Consider the following 17,698-nt stretch of genomic DNA (forward strand, 5'->3'; position numbering starts at 1 on the left):
ATGCAGCTCACCATTGATCTCACCGGCCGCGACGTTCTGGTTGCCGGCTCCGAAAAGTCTGCCCGCCAAGCAGTTCGCCGGTACCGGAACGCCGGAGCCCACGTGTCCCGGCTGAGCACACCCGAGGGTATCCCAGGTGATGGCCGGCTCCCGGACCGTCCGTTCCTGGTGGCAGTGGTGGACGACGGCGAAGCCGGCTGGCTTCCGTTGGTGGAACGCTGCCGCGATGCCGGAATTCCAGTAGCGTTCGAGCCGGCCGCGGGCGCCGAAGGCAACGTCACGTTGGTGGGCGGTGGTCCGGGTGCCCTGGACCTGCTCACTGTCGGCGCCGTGGAGGCCCTGCGCGACGCCGACGTGGTGTTCTATGACCGGCTGGCGCCCTACCAGGAGTTGGCTGGCCTGACCTCCGCCGAGCTGGTGGACGTTGGGAAGCAGCCCGGCCTGCATAAGGTCACCCAGCGCGACATCGAGAAGCTCATGGTTGAAGCTGCCCTGCTTGGCCAAAACGTGGTCAGGCTCAAGGGTGGGGATCCCTACGTGTTCGGACGCGGCGGCGAAGAAGTGGCGGCGTGCGTTGCGGCGGGCGTGCCGGTGCGTGTCATCTCCGGCGTCACCAGCGCCATCTCCGTTCCGGCCGCAGCGGGGATTCCTGTGACGCACCGCGAAGTAAGCCACATGTTCACGGTTGTCTCCGGCCACGCTCCCCTGACCGAGAAAGAGCACACCCATCTTGCCGGTCTGGGAGGAACGATCGTGGTCCTCATGGGCATAGGCACCCTGCCCCAACTTGCCGCGGGACTTCGCCGGGCGGGGATGAGGCCGGACATGCCGATGGCCGTGGTGGAACGCGGGTACCGTCCGGGGCAGCGCACCACCATCGCCGAACTCGGTACGATCGAAACAGCAGCCACCGGTTGCAGTAACCCTGCCGTGCTGGTCATCGGCGAGGTGGTCAGGGTGGCTGAAGCCAACCGGAACCACGCCGAAGCATCCGCCGAACTGAGCCGACTCGCGGCTTCGCTCCTTGAAGCCTGAAGGTAAAAACACATGACTGTTGCACGTGCCATCGAAGTCCAGGAAGCCACCGCAGCTCCGGAAGTATCCGAGGCCGCAGATGCTCCGCTGGACGGATTCCGCATTGGTGTTACCTCGCACCGCCGTTCCCGTGACCTCATCGAGGCACTGGAGCGTCGCGGGGCGAGTGTTCTGCACGCCCCCGCTTTGAAGATCGCCCCCGTGCAGGAAGACATGGTCCTCATCGAGGACACCCGGACCATCATCGCTGCCCGGCCGGATATCTGTATCGCCACCACCGCTTACGGTATGCGCCGTTGGTGCGAGGCCGCTGATTCCTTCGGCATCGGCGAACAGCTCCTGGAAACGTTGTCTGCCTGCCGCATGTTTGTCCGGGGGCCCAAAGCCCGCGGTGCCGTCCGCGCGGCTGGACTTGCCGACGTCGGCATCAGCAGCGACGAAACCACCGCAACCCTGGTGGACATGCTGTTGGCCGAAGGCGTGCGGGGAAAGACCGTGGCCGTGCAGTTGCATGGATACACCGATGTCCGCCAGTTGGAACGGCTCCGCATGTCCGGCGCCACCGTGCTGACCGTGACACCGTACCGCTGGGTCAAACCCGATGGCGAAGACAAACTGCCGCGCCTGATCGAAGCCGTGGTTGGCGGGAACCTGGATGTCCTCACGTTCACCAGCGCCCCTGCAGTGGATGCCATGTGGAGCACTGCGCATGAAATGGGTCTGTACCGGTCCCTCATCGAAGCCCTCAAGGGACCAGTGACGGTCGCAGCTGTTGGGCCCGTCACTGCGCAGCCACTGGTGGACGCCGGGCTCACCCCCCTGATTCCGGACAGGTACCGTATGGGTGCGCTGATCCGCCTTGTGACAGAGCACCTGTCCTTGAACCACGTCCGGCGGTTGGAGACAAAGAGCGCCACGATCGAGTTGCGGGGCCGCTGCTTGCGGGTCAACGGTGAGGTGGTGGATTTGGCTCCTGCACCCCTTCTGCTGCTGCGGGCGCTGCTCGGCGCTGGCGGGGCTGTCCTGTCCAGGGAAGCGCTCTCGGACCTGTTGGACCTGCGGGGATCCGTCCACGCCTTGGACATGACGGTCAGCAGGCTGCGCTCGTCGCTCCCGGACGGCAAGCTGGTGGAGACCGTCGTCAAACGGGGCTACCGGTTGCGGGCCTAGGCTTTCCGACACGCTACGCCGCCTTCACCAGGGGTAGTTCGTCCCAATGGGTGGTGTAGCGGGGGCTGAGCATGTCCCTTTTCATGGACCAGTCCGGCCCGCCCTTGATTCCCGCATGGCCCAAGCCGATGGAACCGCGTCCGTACTTTTTGCTGACCTCTTCCAAGAGGCTGCCGATGCCCCGTTCCTCGTGCGGGTTCTCGAAGATGGCCAAGGGTTTCTGGTTTCCACTGGGCCGCAGGTCCGTGACCATGATGCCGGCTTTGGCGTACCGCACGCCTTCCTGGATCCTGGGCACCAAGGCGTGCGCCGCCCGGGTGAGCAGGCCCGGGTCCGAGGTGGGCATTGGCAGCTTGACGCTCACAGTGGGAAAAGACCTGTCATTCGGGTTGTAGACGGAGGTCTGGGCGAAGGCGGTCAGGAGTTTGGCCTGCAGATCATGCTTGGCCAACCTGGCACTGGCCATTTGCCCGTAAACGCTGAGCACCTGCCGCATCCCGGCCGCCGTGGTGATGGGAGTGGAAAAGGAACGGGAGAAGATCAGCTGGTCCCTGCCGATTCTTTCTTCTTCCATGGGAATGCAGGGGGTGCCCTGGAGTTCCAGGACCGTTCGCATCATGACGATCGAAAACTTGTCGCGCAGGGCAATGGGGTCGGCCCGGACCAGGTCCAGGATCGAGAAGATTCCCATGGCATTCAGGCGCTTGGTGAGCCGCGTGGCGACGCCCCAGATCTCGATCACTGAAAGCCTGGCCATAAGCGCTTCGCGTTGCTCTTCGGGAATCGAGTCCCAGCGGCACACCCCCTGGAACGCGGGGTTGTGCTTGGCCCACTTGTTGGCCAGCTTGGCCAGGGTCTTGGTCCCGGCGATTCCCACGCACACCGGAACCCCCACATGCTTTTGGCAGGCCATTTTGATGGTGCGCCCCAACTCCAGGAGTTCCCCGGGCTGCCCTTTGACGCCAAGGAATGCCTCATCGATGGAATAGACCTCCTGCCACGCCGAGAAGCGGGCAAGGAGTTCCATGACCCTCGAGCTGATGTCGCCGTAGAGCTCATAGTTGCTTGAGAGGGCAACCAAGCCCCATTCCTTGGCGCGCGGAGCAAGCTTGAACCACGGATCTCCCAACCCGATGCCGAGCTTCTTGGCTTCCGGAGACCGAGTCACGGCGCAGCCATCGTTATTCGAGAGGACTATGAGCGGCCGGCCTTCCAACGCCGGATTGAAGGCCCGTTCTGCCGATGCGTAGAAGCAGTTGATATCCACGTGGGCGATCTCCTGCATCCGATGCATGATTGCTGGCTTGGACATCGATCTCCTCCTGATCCGCGCTATCACGCACGCCCACGCAACCCGCGCAGGACACGCCTAGTATTCGAACATACTTTCGAATACTTAAACTGTAGCGTCGACCACAGACAAGAAAGCTCCTCTGAGCAATCGAAGCCAGTGGGGGATCCTGGCGTTCCCGCGCGCCGAGTGGGGCACGGACCGTCCTTGCTTTGAACATTGATGAGTGTAAATATTTACATGTGTCTATGTCTTTGGAATTGACCCCGGTTCAAACCGTCGCCTGCTGCTCGCCGTTGGCGCGCGAACCACTGTCGGAGAAAGAAGCAGACGGTGTTGCGCCGTTGTTGAAGGCATTGGCCGATCCGGTGAGGTTACGCCTGATGTCATTGGTGGCCTCCCATGAGGGCGGCGAAGCGTGCGTCTGCGACCTGAACGATGCCTTCGAGTTGTCGCAGCCGACCATCAGCCACCATCTCAAAGTGCTGCACGAAGTAGGTTTGCTGGACCGGGAAAAGCGCGGCGTCTGGGTCTACTACAAGGCCCGCACCGAAGCGCTGCAGAACCTGGCGGCCCTGATCGGTGGACAGGCTCAGTGAACCCCTTGCTTGTCCGCCGCACCGGAGCGGAGTTCATTGGGACCGCGTTCCTCGTCATGGCCGTGGTCGGGTCCGGCGTGATGGCCTCCCGGCTGTCACCGAACGACGTCGGACTGCAGCTGCTGCAGAACAGCCTCGTCACCGGCGCGGCCCTGGTTGCGTTGATCCTGGCCCTGCAGCCGGTATCAGCCTCGTTCAACCCCATCGTCACCCTGGTTGAACGGTTCCTCCGCCTGATCGACACCCGGACTGCCGCTCTTTTGGTTGCGGCGCAGATCGTGGGTGGTCTGGTCGGGACGGTCGCGGCGAACATGATGTTCGGCCTGGCGCCAGCCACATTCTCCACCCATGAACGGAGCGGGCCTGGTCTCTGGCTGGCAGAGGTCATCGCCACAGCCGGGTTACTGGTCATCGTGTTCGGGACCATCCGTTCCGGACGCGCCGACCGGGTGGCTTTCGCCGTCGGGGGTTACATCACCGCTGCGTATTGGTTCACGTCTTCCACAAGCTTCGCCAACCCGTCGGTCACGATCGCCCGAACCCTCACCGACACCTTCTCGGGGATCGCGCCCGCTTCCGCCCCTGGTTTCGTCGCCGCCCAACTGGTCGGAGGCGCCTTCGGACTGGTCCTTGTCCGCTTCCTCTACCCCCAAACCACTGATGTTTCCCCGGCTGATGCCGCGGCTGATCGAAAGGTGCTCTCATGAGCGTCAAACCGTCCGTCTTGTTCGTCTGCGTCCACAACGCAGGACGCTCCCAGATGGCCGCGGCCTTCCTGACCACCCTTGGCCAGGGCGCGATCGAGGTCCGCTCCGCTGGTTCACAACCCGCCGATCAGGTCAACCCAGCAGCGGTTGAGGCCATGGCCGAGATCGGGATCGACATGTCCGCCGAAATCCCCAAGATCCTCACCACCGAGGCCGTCAAGGACTCCGACGTAGTCATCACCATGGGCTGCGGGGACGAATGCCCATACTTCCCGGGCAAACGCTACGAAGACTGGGTCCTGGAAGACCCCGCCGGCAAAGGCGTCGAGTCCGTCCGGCCCATCCGTGACGAGATCAAAACCCGGGTCGAGGCACTCATTGACTCCCTCACCCCGGCAGGAGCACAGCAATGACAGAGCACGACTCCCTGCCCGTCGCGGTGATCGGCGCCGGGCCGGTCGGTCTGGCCGCGGCGGCGCACCTCCTCGAACGCGGGCTCGAACCCCTCGTCATCGAAGCCGGCCCCACCGTCGGTTCCGCCATCAAGGAGTGGGGCCACATCCGAGTCTTCTCCACCTGGAAATACAACCTCGATCCCGCAGCCGTCCGCCTCCTGGAACGCACCGGATGGGAAGCACCCCGCCCGACCGCTCTGCCCTACGGCCACGAAATCGTCACCCAATATCTTGAACCTTTGGCCGCAACCCATGACCTGGAGCAGAGGATCCATACCGGTTCCAAGGTCATCGCCGTTACACGGCAAGGGATGGACAAGGGCCACAGCCACGGCCGCGACCAGACATCTTTCGTCCTGTACGTTCAGCACGACGACGGCCATACGGCCGAGGTTGTGGCGCGGGCCGTCATCGACGCCTCCGGAACCTGGAACACCCCCGCACCGCTTGGCTCCAGCGGGCTCTCCGTTCCCGGGGAAAATGAAGCGCGCGCCACCGGGACCATCACCGGGCCCCTGCCTGATGTCACGAAAGGCCGTTTCGCTGGCCATCGGACCCTCGTCATCGGGTCCGGCCACTCGGCCGCGAACATGGTCCTGGACCTCGCTCGCCTCGCACGCACCAAACCCGGCACCGAAGTAGCGTGGGCCATCCGCGCCTCCACCCCTGACAGGGCTTACGGCGGCGGCAACGCTGACGAGCTCCCCGCCCGCGGCCAGCTTGGCACCCGCCTGCGCACCGCCGTCGAGACCGGGGGCGTGCAGCTCCTGACAAGCTTCAACACCCGCCGCATTGAAACTACCGATTCCGGCGCGGTGGTGGTGCACGCAGCGGACGGCCGGTTCATCGAGGTGGACCATGTCATTCCGGCGACCGGGTTCCGTCCGGACCTGGGCATCCTTTCCGAACTTCGGCTGGACCTGGACCCGGCGGTCGACGCCCCCAAAGCCTTGGGACCGTTGATCGATCCGGACTTCCACAGCTGCGGAACCGTCCCGCCCCACGGCGCAAGGCTTCTCGCCCACCCCGAGAAAGACTTCTACCTTGCAGGAATGAAGTCCTACGGCCGGGCACCGACCTTCCTCATGGCCACCGGCTACGAGCAAGTGCGCTCCATTGCAGCCGCCCTCGCCGGCGACACCGCAGCAGCGGACGCGCTGGAGCTTGAACTGCCCGAAACCGGTGTCTGCTCCACCAGCCTTCCCGCAGAGGGGCAAGACGCGGCGGATTCGTGCTGCGGATCCCCAGAACCTGTCCCGGTCACGATTGGCTTCGCTACCGGTCTGGTTCATGGCCGCAGCGGGGAACCAGCCACACCATGACCAGCACCAACGACACGGGTTTACGGTCGTAGGCACCCGGCGAAGCATCGGACTCATGAGCTATGGGCCGGCGGCCGGATCCTTGGAGGGACACCATCCTGCTCGAACGCCGCACCCAACACGGAAGCTAGGAGGCTCCCGCGGTGTCCTTCTTGTGTACAAGGTAGATGGCGCCCGTGGTGACGTCCTCCTCCAGCGCTTCCAGGGTGCGGCCACGGGTTTCGGGCACCTGGGTGTAGATGAAGATCAGCGCGAGGATGCCCACCACCCCAAAGAGGAAGAAGGTGCCGGTAATGCCCACGCCCGCAACCAACGTGGGGAAGAAAAGGCCCAGGAGTGCGTTGGCGATCCACAGGCAGAACACCGACAGCCCAATGGCGAATCCGCGGACGTGGAGCGGGAAGATCTCGGACAGCATGACCCAGACAGCAATGTTCAGGAACGTCTGCATGGAGCCAACGAAGGCGACCACCAGGAAGAGGATCACGAAGGGCCGCGCAGGGTTTCCGACAGGTAATGCAATGGATGCAATACCGATGAGGAAGTGGCACACGGTGGTCAGCGTGAAACCGAGCAGCAAGGTGGTACGTCGGTTGATCCGCTGCATGAGCGTCAGTGCGATGATGCCACCAACTACCGCGATAACGCCCGGTGCAATGTTGGCAACCAGCGCCGCGTTGGAATCGAACCCGGCCTCCACCAGCACCGACTGGCCGTAGTACATGATCGAATTGATGCCGGTCAGCTGCTGGGCCACACCCAGCCCGATGCCTACCAGGATGATGCGCAGGATCCACTTGTCCTTCAGTGCAGCCCAGGACGTGGCCCGGGAGGCCCGTTCCTCGTCGGCGAGGTGCTTCACATCGGCCATTTCAGCTTCTGCCCGCTCTACGGACCGAATGGTCTTCAGGACAGCAAGGGCTTCCTCCCACCGCCCTTTGGAGATCAGCCAACGAGGCGACTCGGGCATCCTGAGCATCCCGAAGAACAAGGCAATCGCGGGCAGCGCGGCGACGGCGAGCATGACCCGCCACACTCCGCCGAATTCACCCCAGACGTTGCCAATGATGGCGTTGACGACGAAGGCGGCGAGTTGGCCGATGACGATCATCAGTTCATTGCGCCCCGCCAGGGAGCCGCGGATTTCGTAGGGTGCCAGCTCGGCCAGGAACACAGGGACCACCGTTGATGCACCACCCACGGCTAGGCCCAGAATGACCCGCCCCAGGACCATGACCTCGAAACTTGGGGCGAAAACGCAGGCGATCGTTCCGCTAAGGAACAGCACGGCCAGCAAAATGATGGTCTTCCGGCGCCCCCAGGAATCGGAGAGCCGGCCACCGCCAACTGCTCCAGCCGCGGCCCCGAACAGCAGCGAGCTGGTGACGACGCCTTCGGTCAACGGTGTGAGGCCGAGGTCGACCGTCATTGGTCGCAGGGCGCCGTTGATGACGCCGGTGTCATAGCCGAACAGCAGGCCACCAAACGTGGCAACCAGTGCGACCAGGCCAAGGCGTTTTCGATGTGGCCCATTGGTCAGCGGGGGAAGCGCGACGCCGCGGGCCCCTCCCCGCTGCATTTGCGTAGCAGACATCAGGACTCCTTTGTCAGTGTGGTGCGGGTCATAGCCACCCGCTCTGGATACAGACTAACGCGCGAAAGGCTTAAATGTAAGGTCAAACTAACAAATGGCGAACATTGCCTCATATTCGCCATGGGAAGATGGAGGGCATGGCCCCTGAACAATGGCATCGTCCCGCGACGCAGAGCGATGTGGCCCGCGAAGTCGGAGTGTCAAGGACGCTGGTGTCATTCGCCTTTCGCGGAGCCCCCGGGGTCAGCGACGAGACGAGGGAAGCCATCTTCGCGGCCGCCCAACGTCTCGGGTACCGGCCCAACGCGGCGGCCGCCGATCTGGCACGCAAGCACCGTTCCGCCGTCGGACTCTATTTGATGGATATCCGAAACGAGGTCTATGCAGACATCCTTAGCGGCGTCCGCACAGCACTCCCCCATGATGGCAACAGGCTCATACTGAGCGTCTCCCGGTCGGTCGACGGCGTGGATCGGGGCGCACTGGACTCCCTGATTGAAGCCAGGGTGGGGATCATCATCGCCGCGACACTCCTGGACACCGACCACCAGGTGCAGGAACTGGCCCGGGTAGTGCCGCTGGTCAGCGTGACCCGCCCGGTCGACGGCGTGGACAGTGTGTACTCCGATGATGTGACCGGTGCCCGCGCCGCGACAGAACATCTGCTTGGCCTCGGGCACCGGCGGATCGCCCATCTGGCGGGCCCCATTTACGACGGACACACCGCGCGTCGGCAGAGCTACGAGAAAACCATGCTCGACGCCGGGTTCGCGCCGGTGACGTTGTCGGCGGAGGACTTCACACAGGAGGCCGGGCAGCGGGCAGCATGGGAACTGCTTGGCCTGGCAGACCGGCCGACCGCCATCTTCACCCACAACGACCAACTCGCCCTTGGCGCCCGCGAAGCTGCTTACGCAATGAACCTGTCCATCCCCCAGGATCTGTCACTGGTGGGATACGACGATTCGAAGACGTCCCGACTGCACGGCATCGATCTCACGTCAGTTGACCTGCAGGCGTTCGAATTGGGCCGCCGAGCCGGCTCCGTGGCGCTCGAGCGCCTGGCCAACCCTGACGCGCCCACAGCGGACATCCGCCTCACGCCGCGCCTGGTGGTCCGAAATTCCACCGCACCGCCGGGCACCGGCTAAACGTGGTGCAGGCACGTGGTGGCCACCCCCCAGATGGTCAATTCCGACAGCGCAGCCACCGTGATGTCCGGGAAAGCAGGATTGTCCGCCTGGAGCACCACGCCCCTTGAGGTGATGCGGAGCCGTTTGATGGTCAACTCGCCATCCAACACGGCAACGACGACGGACCCGTCTTTCGGTTCAAGCGCCCGGTTCACGATCAGCTCGTCACCGTCGCTGATCCCGGCACCCTCCATCGACTGCCCGGTAACCCTCACCACGTACGTGCTGGTCACGTCCTTGATTAAGTGCTCATTGAGGTCGATCCGGCCGTCAAAATAGTCTTGTGCCGGGGAGGGATAGCCCGCAGCAACAGCGACGGGAGCCAACAGCACCGACGCCAGGGAAAAGCCCGCATTTATCACGCGGGGGCCGACGATAACGCCCACAACACACCTTTATTCGAATATATGTTCGATACTCGAGTGTACATCCGTTGGGGGACATTCTTCTCCTGGGTTATGGGACCCCGGAGATCAGCACAGCGCCGGGCTAGTCCTTGACGCCGCCCACGCTATAGGTGACGTGGGTGACCAGTCCGGTGCCACTGACGGAGGTCGGTTCGAGCCTGAGGTTCCCCACGCCATCGAGCAGCCGCTCCCCGCCACCAAGGATCACAGGTGCTATGTGGAGCCGCAGTTCGTCGATCAGCCCGGCCGACAGGAACTGCCGGGCAGTCGACGCTCCCCCGGCGATCGCTACGTCCTTGGCCCCCGCGGCGTTGCGAGCCAGGGCCATTGCCTCTTCGATTCCGCCGTTGATGAAGTGGAACGTGGTTCCGCCCTGCATCTCAAGGGGTTCACGTACATGATGGGTCAGCACATACACCGGCGCGTGATAGGGCGGTTCCTCGTCCCACCAACCGCGCCAGTCCGCGTCCCACGGACCAGGACCCGGTCCCGCGAACATGTTCCTGCCCATAATGAAAGCGCCCGCAGCGAGGATCCCTTCCACCTGGGCGGCATTGGCTTCGCGTTCCTCGAACTGCCACCGGTGAAGGGTTTCGCCGCGCTCACCCAATGGCATCTGCAGGCTCTGGTGGGGACCGGCAACGTAGCCATCGAGGGACACGGTCAGGTCGCATGTGACTTGGCTCATGGGCCCATCATTGCATCCAAAACCTCAAGGTGGCGCCAAAACCCTCGCCAAACCGCCGCGCCAAGGCGGACACTGGGGGCTAGACCTTCAGGAGGATTCCATGGCAAGTACTGCAGAGCTGGAGCAACTTGGCATCCTGGTGGGCGAATGGGAAACCACCGTCCCGGGACGGGAAGTCAAGGGCCGGACGACGTTCGAGTGGCTGGAAAACGGCGGCTTCCTCATCCAACACTCCACGGTGCAACAGCCGGAATATCCCAACTCGGTGAGCATCATCGGTGCCACAGGCTCCGATGGGGCGCTCCAGCAGCACTACTTCGATTCCCGCGGCGTCGCACGCATATACGACATGATCCTGAAGGACAACGTATTGACGCTTTTCCGGGACGGCCCGGACTGGCCCCAGCGATTCGTGGGACGGTTCAGCGACGATGGCAACGTGATCAACGCACGCCTGGAACGCGGAACCTACCCCGGCGGACCCTTGGAACACGACTTCGACATGGTCTACACACGGATCCACCCACGCTCGATGTGACGCACGTTATTACCGGCCGGTAAACAACACGCTACGGATCGGCCAAAGATGGCAACAGCGGGGAAACACCCGCGAAAAACCGAATGCCTAGGCTGATGACCAACAGCACCAAACAGGTCATCAGCGAAAGGGCCGAACATGTCCGCCACTCCGTCCGCAGCATCCCTCCACATCGTCATCGCAGGCGCAGGTCCAGCAGCCCAGGCTTTGGTGCGGCGGCTGGCCGGCACGGCCGATACCCGGCGACGTCCCTTCACCGGCACCATCACCGTGCTCAGCAACCGCGACGACTGCCCGGAGGCGCTCCTCGAACTGGCCGAACTTCCACAGGTCTCGGTTCGGTTCGGCCAGGCGGCCAGCTTCATCGATCCGCACGCCAAAGTTGTGACCACGGTGGACGGCATGGACTTCTCCTACGACCAGCTGGTTATCGCGACCGGCTCTGCCCCGGCTCTCCCGCCAGTCGCCGGTGCTGAAGCCAGCCTGAGCTACTCCACCATCGATGATGCGGCCACCATCGGCGAAGCCGTCCATGATCTCACCCGGATCGTTGGACGCCGTCCGTTGGGAATCCTGGTGGGCAACGGCCCCGCGGCCGGCCAGGCGGAGGCCGTGCTCCGGGCCCGCGGAGTCCGTCCCGTGCGCACCACCCTCCGCCCTGCCGCCGTCGTGCGTTCCATCGCAGGTTCCCCTGTACCGGCCACCGGCATCGTGTTCGAGGACGGCAGCAGCATGAACGGGGACCTCGTGGTCCTGGCCGAGGAGCGGACGGCCCGCAACGACCTCGCCGAAAGCGCTGGGCTCCTGATTGCGTCCGACGGCGGCATCTCCGTGGGGCGCGACCTCGCCACCTCCGTCCCGGGCATCTGGGCAATTGGCGATGCAGCGTCCTGCGACGGCCTCCGGTTGGGACTCCTCCTTTCCGCCGAATCTTCCGCAATGCTCTGCGCTTCGGGCATGATGCTCGGTGTCTTGGGCAGCGACCAATTGGCCCCGTTGGCGGCCTAGGCGGCAACCGGGTTGCCCTTCCACAAGCGGCGGAAGGGCTACCCGGCCCGTATGGCAAGATGGTCCTTTGACGGGCAGTGACAACCCTGCGGCCACCGGGCCGGCCACGCCTGCACGGAAGGATCCCATGAGCAACGAAGCCGCTACCCCGGCAAACATCGCCTCCTACATCGACCACACCCTGTTGAAGCCGGAAGCCAGCGAGGCGGACATCCTCAAAGTGTGTGCCGAAGCCGTCGAATACCAGTTCAAATCAGTGTGCGTGAACCCGATCTGGGTCAAGACCGTCACCAAAGCGCTCAAGGGCTCGGGCGTGCTCACATGCTCTGTGGTCGGCTTCCCGATGGGCGCTACACCCAGCGACGTCAAGGCCTTCGAAGCCCGTGGCGCCGTCCTTGACGGGGCCGACGAAATCGATATGGTGATCAACATGGCCGCTGGACGCGCCGCAGACAAGGGCGCGCTGGTGGACGACATCCGGGCAGTCGCCGAAACAGTGCACGCCGGCGAAGCAATCCTCAAGGTCATCATCGAGACGTCCATGCTGGACGACGAGCAAAAGGTCATCGCCTGCGAAGCAGCTGTTGAAGCGGGCGCAGACTTCGTCAAGACCTCCACCGGCTTCAACGGTGGTGGCGCCACTGTTGAAGACATCGCGCTGATGCGCAAGACGGTGGGACCGGACATAGGCGTCAAAGCCTCCGGTGGGGTGCGATCGCTGGCCGATGCACAGGCTATGATTGCAGCTGGTGCAACACGTATCGGAGCGAGTTCCGGAATTGCCATTGTCAAGGGTGAGCAAGGTTCATCTGCCTACTGAGGCTTCCCGACCGCCAGAGATTTTGAGCCCTGCGGGGCCGAGGAGGAACGAATGTCCAAGAACGCAACCAGCGCCCCCATCGAGCGCGAGAACAACCTGGGCCAGAGCATTGTCCTGTTCCTGGTGATGATTGTGCTCTTCCTGGGCGCTATCTACTCGCTGTCCTTCCTCAGCCTCGAAAACCCGTGGCCGATGGCTGTGTGCCTGGGCCTGTTCGCCCTTGCGTTCTGGATCCCGCAGACCATCCTGGGCCGCTCGGATTCGGCTGGCGAAAGCTAAACCCTCTACTTCTGCAGGAATGGCCCGGGCGTTTGCCCGGGCCATTCTTGTCTGTGGTGGCGGATCGCCTCGCGGCCAAGGGCTGGCGGCTTCACCGCACCGAGCCACCGCACCGAGTCACCGCACCGAGTTACCGCACCGCCAGGACGCCTCCAAGCGCCGCGAGTACGCCCGGCCAGTGCTGTTGCGCAAGGGTCCAGGCGGCCACTCCCATCCCCACCATGGCGTATCCGCTCACGGGAATCAGCACCAGCCATTCCCGCCGCGAACCTGCCCGGCCCAGCAGCGGAATGGAAAACGCGCCGTTGGCCCGCCACACTCCGCTGATGACTGATTTGCGCAGGAACTTTGGCGGTTTGATCACTATCGGCCACAGGAGCGGCACGCCGCCCACAGTGATCATGTCGCCCACAATATGGATCACGACGCCGGTCAGCATGGACAGTGGCAGCCACCCCCACTGGTCCGGCGCAAACCACGTCACCAGGCCAGCCATGACGATCGCGAAGAGCCAGTTGGTGATCCAGCCGGACTTCGGAAACAGGTTCAATGCCTTCGCGGCGAGGTTGATCATGAACATGCACAGCAGCCCGGCGCCGACCGACAGTTTTCCGACCGGGGTCACCATCTGGAACTGTGCCGCCATCGCTGCGAGGATCACGAACGCCGAAGCCCCAAGCAGTGAGTGGGTCCCCTGCCGGTGCCCGCCGCTGGCCTTTTCGATCCCTACCGCAATCGCATTGGACAGCGGTGGCAGTGAATTTGCGATGGTGCTGTGCCGGTGATCCCAGTCGCACACAAGTGCCGTCCCCGCCGTCGCCATGGAGCCAATGAGGATTCCGGTGGAATCCAGCGGGTACCAGCCCAGGGCGTAGGGGCCGGTCGAAGCAATAGCTATCCACGCCGCGGCTCCCGACGCGGCGTGGTGTCCTCCCATCATCGAAGTTAGCCCGCCTTGACTGGCACGTCGGTGAAGATTGCTTCAATCACGTTGTTGGCCCACTGCAGGATTTCGGCGTCCTGGAGATCCCGGCCACCGATCCTGGCCGTCTTGGGTTTGGGGATAAGCACAGCGTCCAGCGCCGGCTTGACCTGGGAACCGGGATACATGCGGTTCAACCGCATGGTTTTGGACTCGGGCAGTTGCGCCGGCGAGAACCGGATGAAGTTTCCTTGGAGCGCGACGTCGGACAGCCCGGCTTCGCGGGCACCCACCCGGAAGCGGGCCACGGCGATCAGGTTCTGGACAGGCAACGGCGGCTCGCCGTAACGGTCCACCAGTTCTGCCAGTACCTCGTCGATTGCCTCGTAAGTGATGGCCGAAGCCAGCTTGCGGTAGGCCTCCAGGCGCAGCCTTTCGCCGGGCACGTAGTCGTGTGGCAGGTGGGCGTTGACCGGCAGCTCGATCTTCATCTCGGCGGCCTTCTCTTCGGCCTCGCCGCGGTACTCGGCTACAGCCTCGCCCACCAAGCGGATGTAGAGGTCGAAGCCCACGCCTTGGATGTGGCCTGACTGCTCGCCGCCGAGCAGGTTGCCGGCCCCGCGGATTTCGAGGTCCTTCATGGCCAGCTGCATGCCCGCACCGAGCTCGTTGTGCGCCGCCACGGCTTTCAGGCGTTCCAAGGCAACCTCGCCCAGCGGCTTCTCCGAGGGGTAGAGGAAATAGGCGTAGGCACGTTCGCGGCCACGGCCAACACGGCCACGCAGCTGGTGTAGCTGCGAGAGACCGTACTTGTCCGCGCCATCAACAATCAGGGTGTTCGCGTTGGAGATGTCCAGGCCGGTCTCGATAATGGTGGTGCACACCAGCACATCGAAGCGTTTCTCCCAGAAGTCCACGATGATCTTCTCGAGGCGGCTTTCGGACATTTGGCCGTGCGCCACTTCCACGCGGGCTTCCGGCACCAGCTCGCGGATCTGGGCAGCGATCCGCTCGATCGAGGACACCCGGTTGTGGACGAAGAACACCTGACCTTCGCGCATGAGTTCACGGCGGATGGCGGCGGAAGTCTGCTTGTTGGTGTACGGGCCAACATATGTCAGCACCGGGTGCCGCTCTTCGGGCGGGGTGGCAAGGGTGGAGGTTTCCCGGATGCCAGTCAGCGACATTTCCAGGGTTCGTGGGATGGGGGTGGCACTCATGGCAAGGACATCCACGTTGGTGCGCATTTTCTTGAGCGCTTCCTTGTGCTCCACGCCGAAACGCTGTTCCTCGTCCACGATCACCAGGCCCAGGTCCTTGAACTCGAAGTCCTTGGACAGCAGGCGGTGGGTGCCGATCACCACATCCACGGCACCGCTCTTGACCCCCTCCGCCGTTTCCTTGGCCTCCTTGGTGCTCTGGAAACGGGACACCGGCTTCACGCGCAGCGGGAAACCGGAGAAGCGTTCAGTGAACGTCTCGTAGTGCTGCTGGGCAAGGAGCGTGGTGGGCACCAGAACGGCAACCTGTTTGCCGTCCTGCACCGCTTTGAACGCCGCACGGACAGCGATCTCGGTTTTGCCGTAGCCCACGTCGCCGGACACCAGCCGGTCCATGGGGATTTCCCGTTCCATGTCCGCCTTGACCTCGTTGATGGTGGTCAGCTGGTCGGGCGTTTCGACGTACGGGAAGGCTTCCTCGAGTTCACGCTGCCACGGGGTGTCCGGGGCGAACGCGTGCCCACGTGATGCCATGCGGGCCGAGTACAACCGGATGAGTTCGCCGGCGATTTCCTTGACGGCCTTGCGTGCCTTGGATTTGGTGCTGGCCCAGTCCGCGCCGCCCATCTTGCTCAGTGCCGGGGCATCGCCACCGACATAACGGGTCACCTGGTCCAACTGGTCCGTGGGCACGAACAGCCGGTCCCCCGGGGCGCCGCGCTTCGAAGGTGCGTACTCGAGCACCAGGTACTCCCGCAGCCCGGCGTCGGAGGACGACGTGCCAACCACCTTGCGCTGGATCAGCTCCACGAACCGGCCGATGCCGTGTTGTTCGTGCACCACGAAATCGCCCGCGTGCAGCTGAAGCGGGTCCACTGCGTTCCGTCGCTTGGATGGCATGCGCCGCATGTCCTTGGTGGAACCCGCCGTGGCGCGCCCCAGCAGGTCGGCTTCGGTCAGCAGGCCCAGTTTCAGGCCGTCAAGGACAAAACCACGTCCGACGGCGGCGGTGGTCACCTCGATGATGCCCGGTTGGGGTTCCTTGTCCAGGGAGTCCACGCGGGAGCAGGGAATCTCCGCATCATGGAACAACTCGGCAAGGCGTTGCGCGGGGCCAGGACCGTCGGTGACCACAACAACACGCCACTGCTCGCGGACACGTGAGCCGATGAACTCCAGCATCTCGGCCACGTCGCCCTGGTAGCCGCGGGGTTCGCGGGCACGCATATTCAGTACGTCAATATCCAGGACCAGGTCCTCGTCCGAGGCGAGCGAGGTGATGGACCACCAGGACACGCCGTGTTCAAGGGCCGCGGAGCGGGTGTCGGTCAGGGACCGGAAACTGGCAGCGTGCAGGTCAGTGGAGGCTTGGGACGACAGGTCAAGGGGCGCCGCACCGCCGTCGGACGCCGTTGACCATGCAGCTTCCAGGAACTCTTCGTTGGTGGCCGCGAGGTCGTGGGCGCGGGTACGCACCTTCTCCGGTTCGATGACTACCGACAGGGACCCCGCAGGGAGCTGGTCCACGAACGGAACCATGGCATCCACCAGCACCGGGGCCAGCGACTCCATGCCTTCCACGGCAATGCCGCCGGCGATCTTCTCCAGCATGTCTGCCGCGGCGGGCATGTCCGCCTTGAGCTTGGCAGCCCTGGACATCACCGATGGCGTGATCAGGATTTCGCGGCATGGGGGCGCGTGAAGTTCGGTGGGGTGGTGGACACCGGGGGCGGACAGCGAGCGCTGGTCTGCTACGGCGAACCATCGCATCTGGTCTACCTCGTCGCCGAAGAACTCCACCCGGATGGGGTGGTCCTCCGTGGGCGGGAACACGTCGATGATGCCGCCGCGGACGGCGAATTCGCCCCGGTGCGTCACCATGTCCACCCGGGCGTAGGCGGCGTCGGACAGCGCCCGGACCACCTCGGTGAAGGGGCGCTCCTGCCCCACCTGCAGCGTCACGGGAACCAGGTCACCCAGGCCGGCCACGATGGGCTGGACCACGGCGCGGACCGGGGCAACCACCACACGCAAGGGGGCCGCCGTCGAGGTTTCCGGGTGGGTCAGGCGGCGCAGGACCGACAACCGGCGGCCCACGGTGTCCGATCGTGGCGAAAGCCGCTCGTGCGGGAGGGTCTCCCAGCTGGGGAAGGTAGCCACGGTGTCGGCGGGAAGGTAGGAAGCCAGCGCTGCGGTGAGGTCTTCGGCTTCGCGGCCCGTTGCGGTGACAGCGAGGACCACCGGCGCGCCCGCACCGTCGGCACCAGCCTGGGCCAGGGCATCAGCCATTTCGGCAAGCAGAACAGCCCGCATACCCGTAGGTGCGCTGATCTGGTAGTCGCTGTTGCGGTCGGAAAACTCCCGCTGAGCCTCCGTTCGGACGCGCGCGAAAGTCTTGTCCTCCGCCAGTGCGCGGCGCAGACCGTTGAGGCTCATGGCTGAAACTCCTA

At 64.2% G+C, this 17,698-nt stretch carries 17 protein-coding genes; 11 read left to right on the forward strand and 6 right to left on the reverse strand.

The window, feature by feature from the left end; translation table 11 throughout:
• Positions 1-1,035 carry a uroporphyrinogen-III C-methyltransferase gene (gene cobA / locus NEK97_RS03835; protein ID WP_257368587.1) on the forward strand — a complete coding sequence of 345 codons (1,035 nt, stop codon included), beginning with the start codon at positions 1-3 and terminating at the stop codon, positions 1,033-1,035.
• Positions 1,036-1,047: 12 nt separating this feature from the next.
• Positions 1,048-2,205 carry a uroporphyrinogen-III synthase gene (locus NEK97_RS03840; protein ID WP_235519442.1) on the forward strand — a complete coding sequence of 386 codons (1,158 nt, stop codon included), beginning with the start codon at positions 1,048-1,050 and terminating at the stop codon, positions 2,203-2,205.
• A gap of 13 nt (positions 2,206-2,218) precedes the next feature.
• Here NEK97_RS03840 and NEK97_RS03845 read toward each other — a convergent pair whose 3' ends face one another.
• Positions 2,219-3,517, reverse strand: a complete 1,299-nt coding sequence (locus tag NEK97_RS03845) for a Y-family DNA polymerase (RefSeq protein WP_257368588.1) — start codon at positions 3,515-3,517, stop codon at positions 2,219-2,221.
• 227 nt (positions 3,518-3,744) lie between these two features.
• On the opposite strand from NEK97_RS03845, the gene NEK97_RS03850 reads away from it, so the two are divergent.
• The 4 genes from NEK97_RS03850 to NEK97_RS03865 are packed head-to-tail and all read left to right on the forward strand — an operon-like array spanning position 3,745 to position 6,579.
• Positions 3,745-4,095: a metalloregulator ArsR/SmtB family transcription factor gene (locus NEK97_RS03850; protein ID WP_235519438.1), complete on the forward strand. Its 351-nt coding sequence runs from the start codon at positions 3,745-3,747 to the stop codon at positions 4,093-4,095.
• The gene (locus NEK97_RS03855; protein ID WP_257368589.1) at positions 4,092-4,802 is read left to right on the forward strand and encodes an aquaporin; all 711 of its coding nucleotides are present in this window, start codon (positions 4,092-4,094) and stop codon (positions 4,800-4,802) included. The genes NEK97_RS03850 and NEK97_RS03855 overlap by 4 nt, the downstream gene beginning before the upstream one ends.
• Entirely contained in the window at positions 4,799-5,215 is a 417-nt protein-coding gene (locus tag NEK97_RS03860; protein ID WP_257368590.1) for an arsenate reductase ArsC, read from the forward strand. Before NEK97_RS03855 ends, NEK97_RS03860 begins: the two co-directional genes overlap by 4 nt.
• Positions 5,212-6,579: an NAD(P)-binding domain-containing protein gene (locus NEK97_RS03865; RefSeq protein ID WP_257368591.1), complete on the forward strand. Its 1,368-nt coding sequence runs from the start codon at positions 5,212-5,214 to the stop codon at positions 6,577-6,579. Before NEK97_RS03860 ends, NEK97_RS03865 begins: the two co-directional genes overlap by 4 nt.
• A gap of 127 nt (positions 6,580-6,706) precedes the next feature.
• On the opposite strand, the gene NEK97_RS03870 is transcribed toward NEK97_RS03865, so the two are convergent.
• The gene (locus NEK97_RS03870) at positions 6,707-8,173 is read right to left on the reverse strand and encodes a sugar porter family MFS transporter (protein WP_257368592.1); all 1,467 of its coding nucleotides are present in this window, start codon (positions 8,171-8,173) and stop codon (positions 6,707-6,709) included.
• Between the two features lie 137 nt (positions 8,174-8,310).
• Here NEK97_RS03870 and NEK97_RS03875 point away from each other — a divergent pair, with 137 nt between their 5' ends.
• Positions 8,311-9,324 carry a LacI family DNA-binding transcriptional regulator gene (locus tag NEK97_RS03875; RefSeq protein ID WP_255773981.1) on the forward strand — a complete coding sequence of 338 codons (1,014 nt, stop codon included), beginning with the start codon at positions 8,311-8,313 and terminating at the stop codon, positions 9,322-9,324.
• Here the strand turns inward: NEK97_RS03875 and NEK97_RS03880 are convergent.
• Positions 9,321-9,752 (reverse strand): translesion error-prone DNA polymerase V autoproteolytic subunit, encoded by a 432-nt coding sequence (locus tag NEK97_RS03880; RefSeq protein ID WP_235519426.1) that lies wholly within the window; start codon positions 9,750-9,752, stop codon positions 9,321-9,323. The two genes, NEK97_RS03875 and NEK97_RS03880, sit on opposite strands and share 4 nt — an antisense overlap.
• A 103-nt stretch (positions 9,753-9,855) precedes the next feature.
• Positions 9,856-10,461, reverse strand: a complete 606-nt coding sequence (locus NEK97_RS03885) for a dihydrofolate reductase family protein (RefSeq protein WP_257368593.1) — start codon at positions 10,459-10,461, stop codon at positions 9,856-9,858.
• Between the two features lie 100 nt (positions 10,462-10,561).
• Here NEK97_RS03885 and NEK97_RS03890 point away from each other — a divergent pair, with 100 nt between their 5' ends.
• From NEK97_RS03890 to NEK97_RS03905, 4 genes are all read left to right on the forward strand, one after another.
• Positions 10,562-10,999, forward strand: a complete 438-nt coding sequence (locus NEK97_RS03890; RefSeq protein ID WP_257368594.1) for a hypothetical protein — start codon at positions 10,562-10,564, stop codon at positions 10,997-10,999.
• 138 nt (positions 11,000-11,137) lie between these two features.
• Complete coding sequence (locus tag NEK97_RS03895) at positions 11,138-12,007, forward strand: FAD-dependent oxidoreductase (protein WP_257368595.1); 870 nt, start codon at positions 11,138-11,140, stop codon at positions 12,005-12,007.
• Positions 12,008-12,134: 127 nt separating this feature from the next.
• Positions 12,135-12,827, forward strand: a complete 693-nt coding sequence (deoC, locus tag NEK97_RS03900; protein ID WP_235519415.1) for a deoxyribose-phosphate aldolase — start codon at positions 12,135-12,137, stop codon at positions 12,825-12,827.
• A gap of 51 nt (positions 12,828-12,878) precedes the next feature.
• Positions 12,879-13,106 carry a hypothetical protein gene (locus NEK97_RS03905; protein WP_211713208.1) on the forward strand — a complete coding sequence of 76 codons (228 nt, stop codon included), beginning with the start codon at positions 12,879-12,881 and terminating at the stop codon, positions 13,104-13,106.
• Positions 13,107-13,236: 130 nt separating this feature from the next.
• Here NEK97_RS03905 and NEK97_RS03910 read toward each other — a convergent pair whose 3' ends face one another.
• Together NEK97_RS03910 and mfd are read right to left on the reverse strand one after the other, a co-directional pair.
• Positions 13,237-14,046, reverse strand: a complete 810-nt coding sequence (locus tag NEK97_RS03910) for a metal-dependent hydrolase (RefSeq protein ID WP_257368598.1) — start codon at positions 14,044-14,046, stop codon at positions 13,237-13,239.
• A gap of 5 nt (positions 14,047-14,051) precedes the next feature.
• The gene (gene mfd, locus NEK97_RS03915) at positions 14,052-17,684 is read right to left on the reverse strand and encodes a transcription-repair coupling factor (RefSeq protein ID WP_257368599.1); all 3,633 of its coding nucleotides are present in this window, start codon (positions 17,682-17,684) and stop codon (positions 14,052-14,054) included.
• Positions 17,685-17,698 lie beyond the last annotated feature (14 nt).

Source organism: Paenarthrobacter sp. UW852, from assembly GCF_024608385.1.
In the GTDB taxonomy this organism is placed as follows: domain Bacteria; phylum Actinomycetota; class Actinomycetes; order Actinomycetales; family Micrococcaceae; genus Arthrobacter.

Excerpts from the sequence above, each read along its gene's own strand:
- cobA (WP_257368587.1), top strand. The coding sequence starts at position 1 with ATGCAGCTCACCATTGATCTCACCGGCCGCGACGTTCTGGTTGCCGGC.
- NEK97_RS03840 (WP_235519442.1), top strand. The coding sequence starts at position 1,048 with ATGACTGTTGCACGTGCCATCGAAGTCCAGGAAGCCACCGCAGCTCCG.
- NEK97_RS03845 (WP_257368588.1), bottom strand. The coding sequence starts at position 3,517 with ATGTCCAAGCCAGCAATCATGCATCGGATGCAGGAGATCGCCCACGTG.
- NEK97_RS03850 (WP_235519438.1), top strand. The coding sequence starts at position 3,745 with ATGTCTTTGGAATTGACCCCGGTTCAAACCGTCGCCTGCTGCTCGCCG.
- NEK97_RS03860 (WP_257368590.1), top strand. The coding sequence starts at position 4,799 with ATGAGCGTCAAACCGTCCGTCTTGTTCGTCTGCGTCCACAACGCAGGA.
- NEK97_RS03865 (WP_257368591.1), top strand. The coding sequence starts at position 5,212 with ATGACAGAGCACGACTCCCTGCCCGTCGCGGTGATCGGCGCCGGGCCG.
- NEK97_RS03870 (WP_257368592.1), bottom strand. The coding sequence starts at position 8,173 with ATGTCTGCTACGCAAATGCAGCGGGGAGGGGCCCGCGGCGTCGCGCTT.
- NEK97_RS03875 (WP_255773981.1), top strand. The coding sequence starts at position 8,311 with ATGGCCCCTGAACAATGGCATCGTCCCGCGACGCAGAGCGATGTGGCC.
- NEK97_RS03885 (WP_257368593.1), bottom strand. The coding sequence starts at position 10,461 with ATGAGCCAAGTCACATGCGACCTGACCGTGTCCCTCGATGGCTACGTT.
- NEK97_RS03890 (WP_257368594.1), top strand. The coding sequence starts at position 10,562 with ATGGCAAGTACTGCAGAGCTGGAGCAACTTGGCATCCTGGTGGGCGAA.
- NEK97_RS03895 (WP_257368595.1), top strand. The coding sequence starts at position 11,138 with ATGTCCGCCACTCCGTCCGCAGCATCCCTCCACATCGTCATCGCAGGC.
- deoC (WP_235519415.1), top strand. The coding sequence starts at position 12,135 with ATGAGCAACGAAGCCGCTACCCCGGCAAACATCGCCTCCTACATCGAC.
- NEK97_RS03905 (WP_211713208.1), top strand. The coding sequence starts at position 12,879 with ATGTCCAAGAACGCAACCAGCGCCCCCATCGAGCGCGAGAACAACCTG.
- NEK97_RS03910 (WP_257368598.1), bottom strand. The coding sequence starts at position 14,046 with ATGATGGGAGGACACCACGCCGCGTCGGGAGCCGCGGCGTGGATAGCT.
- mfd (WP_257368599.1), bottom strand. The coding sequence starts at position 17,684 with ATGAGCCTCAACGGTCTGCGCCGCGCACTGGCGGAGGACAAGACTTTC.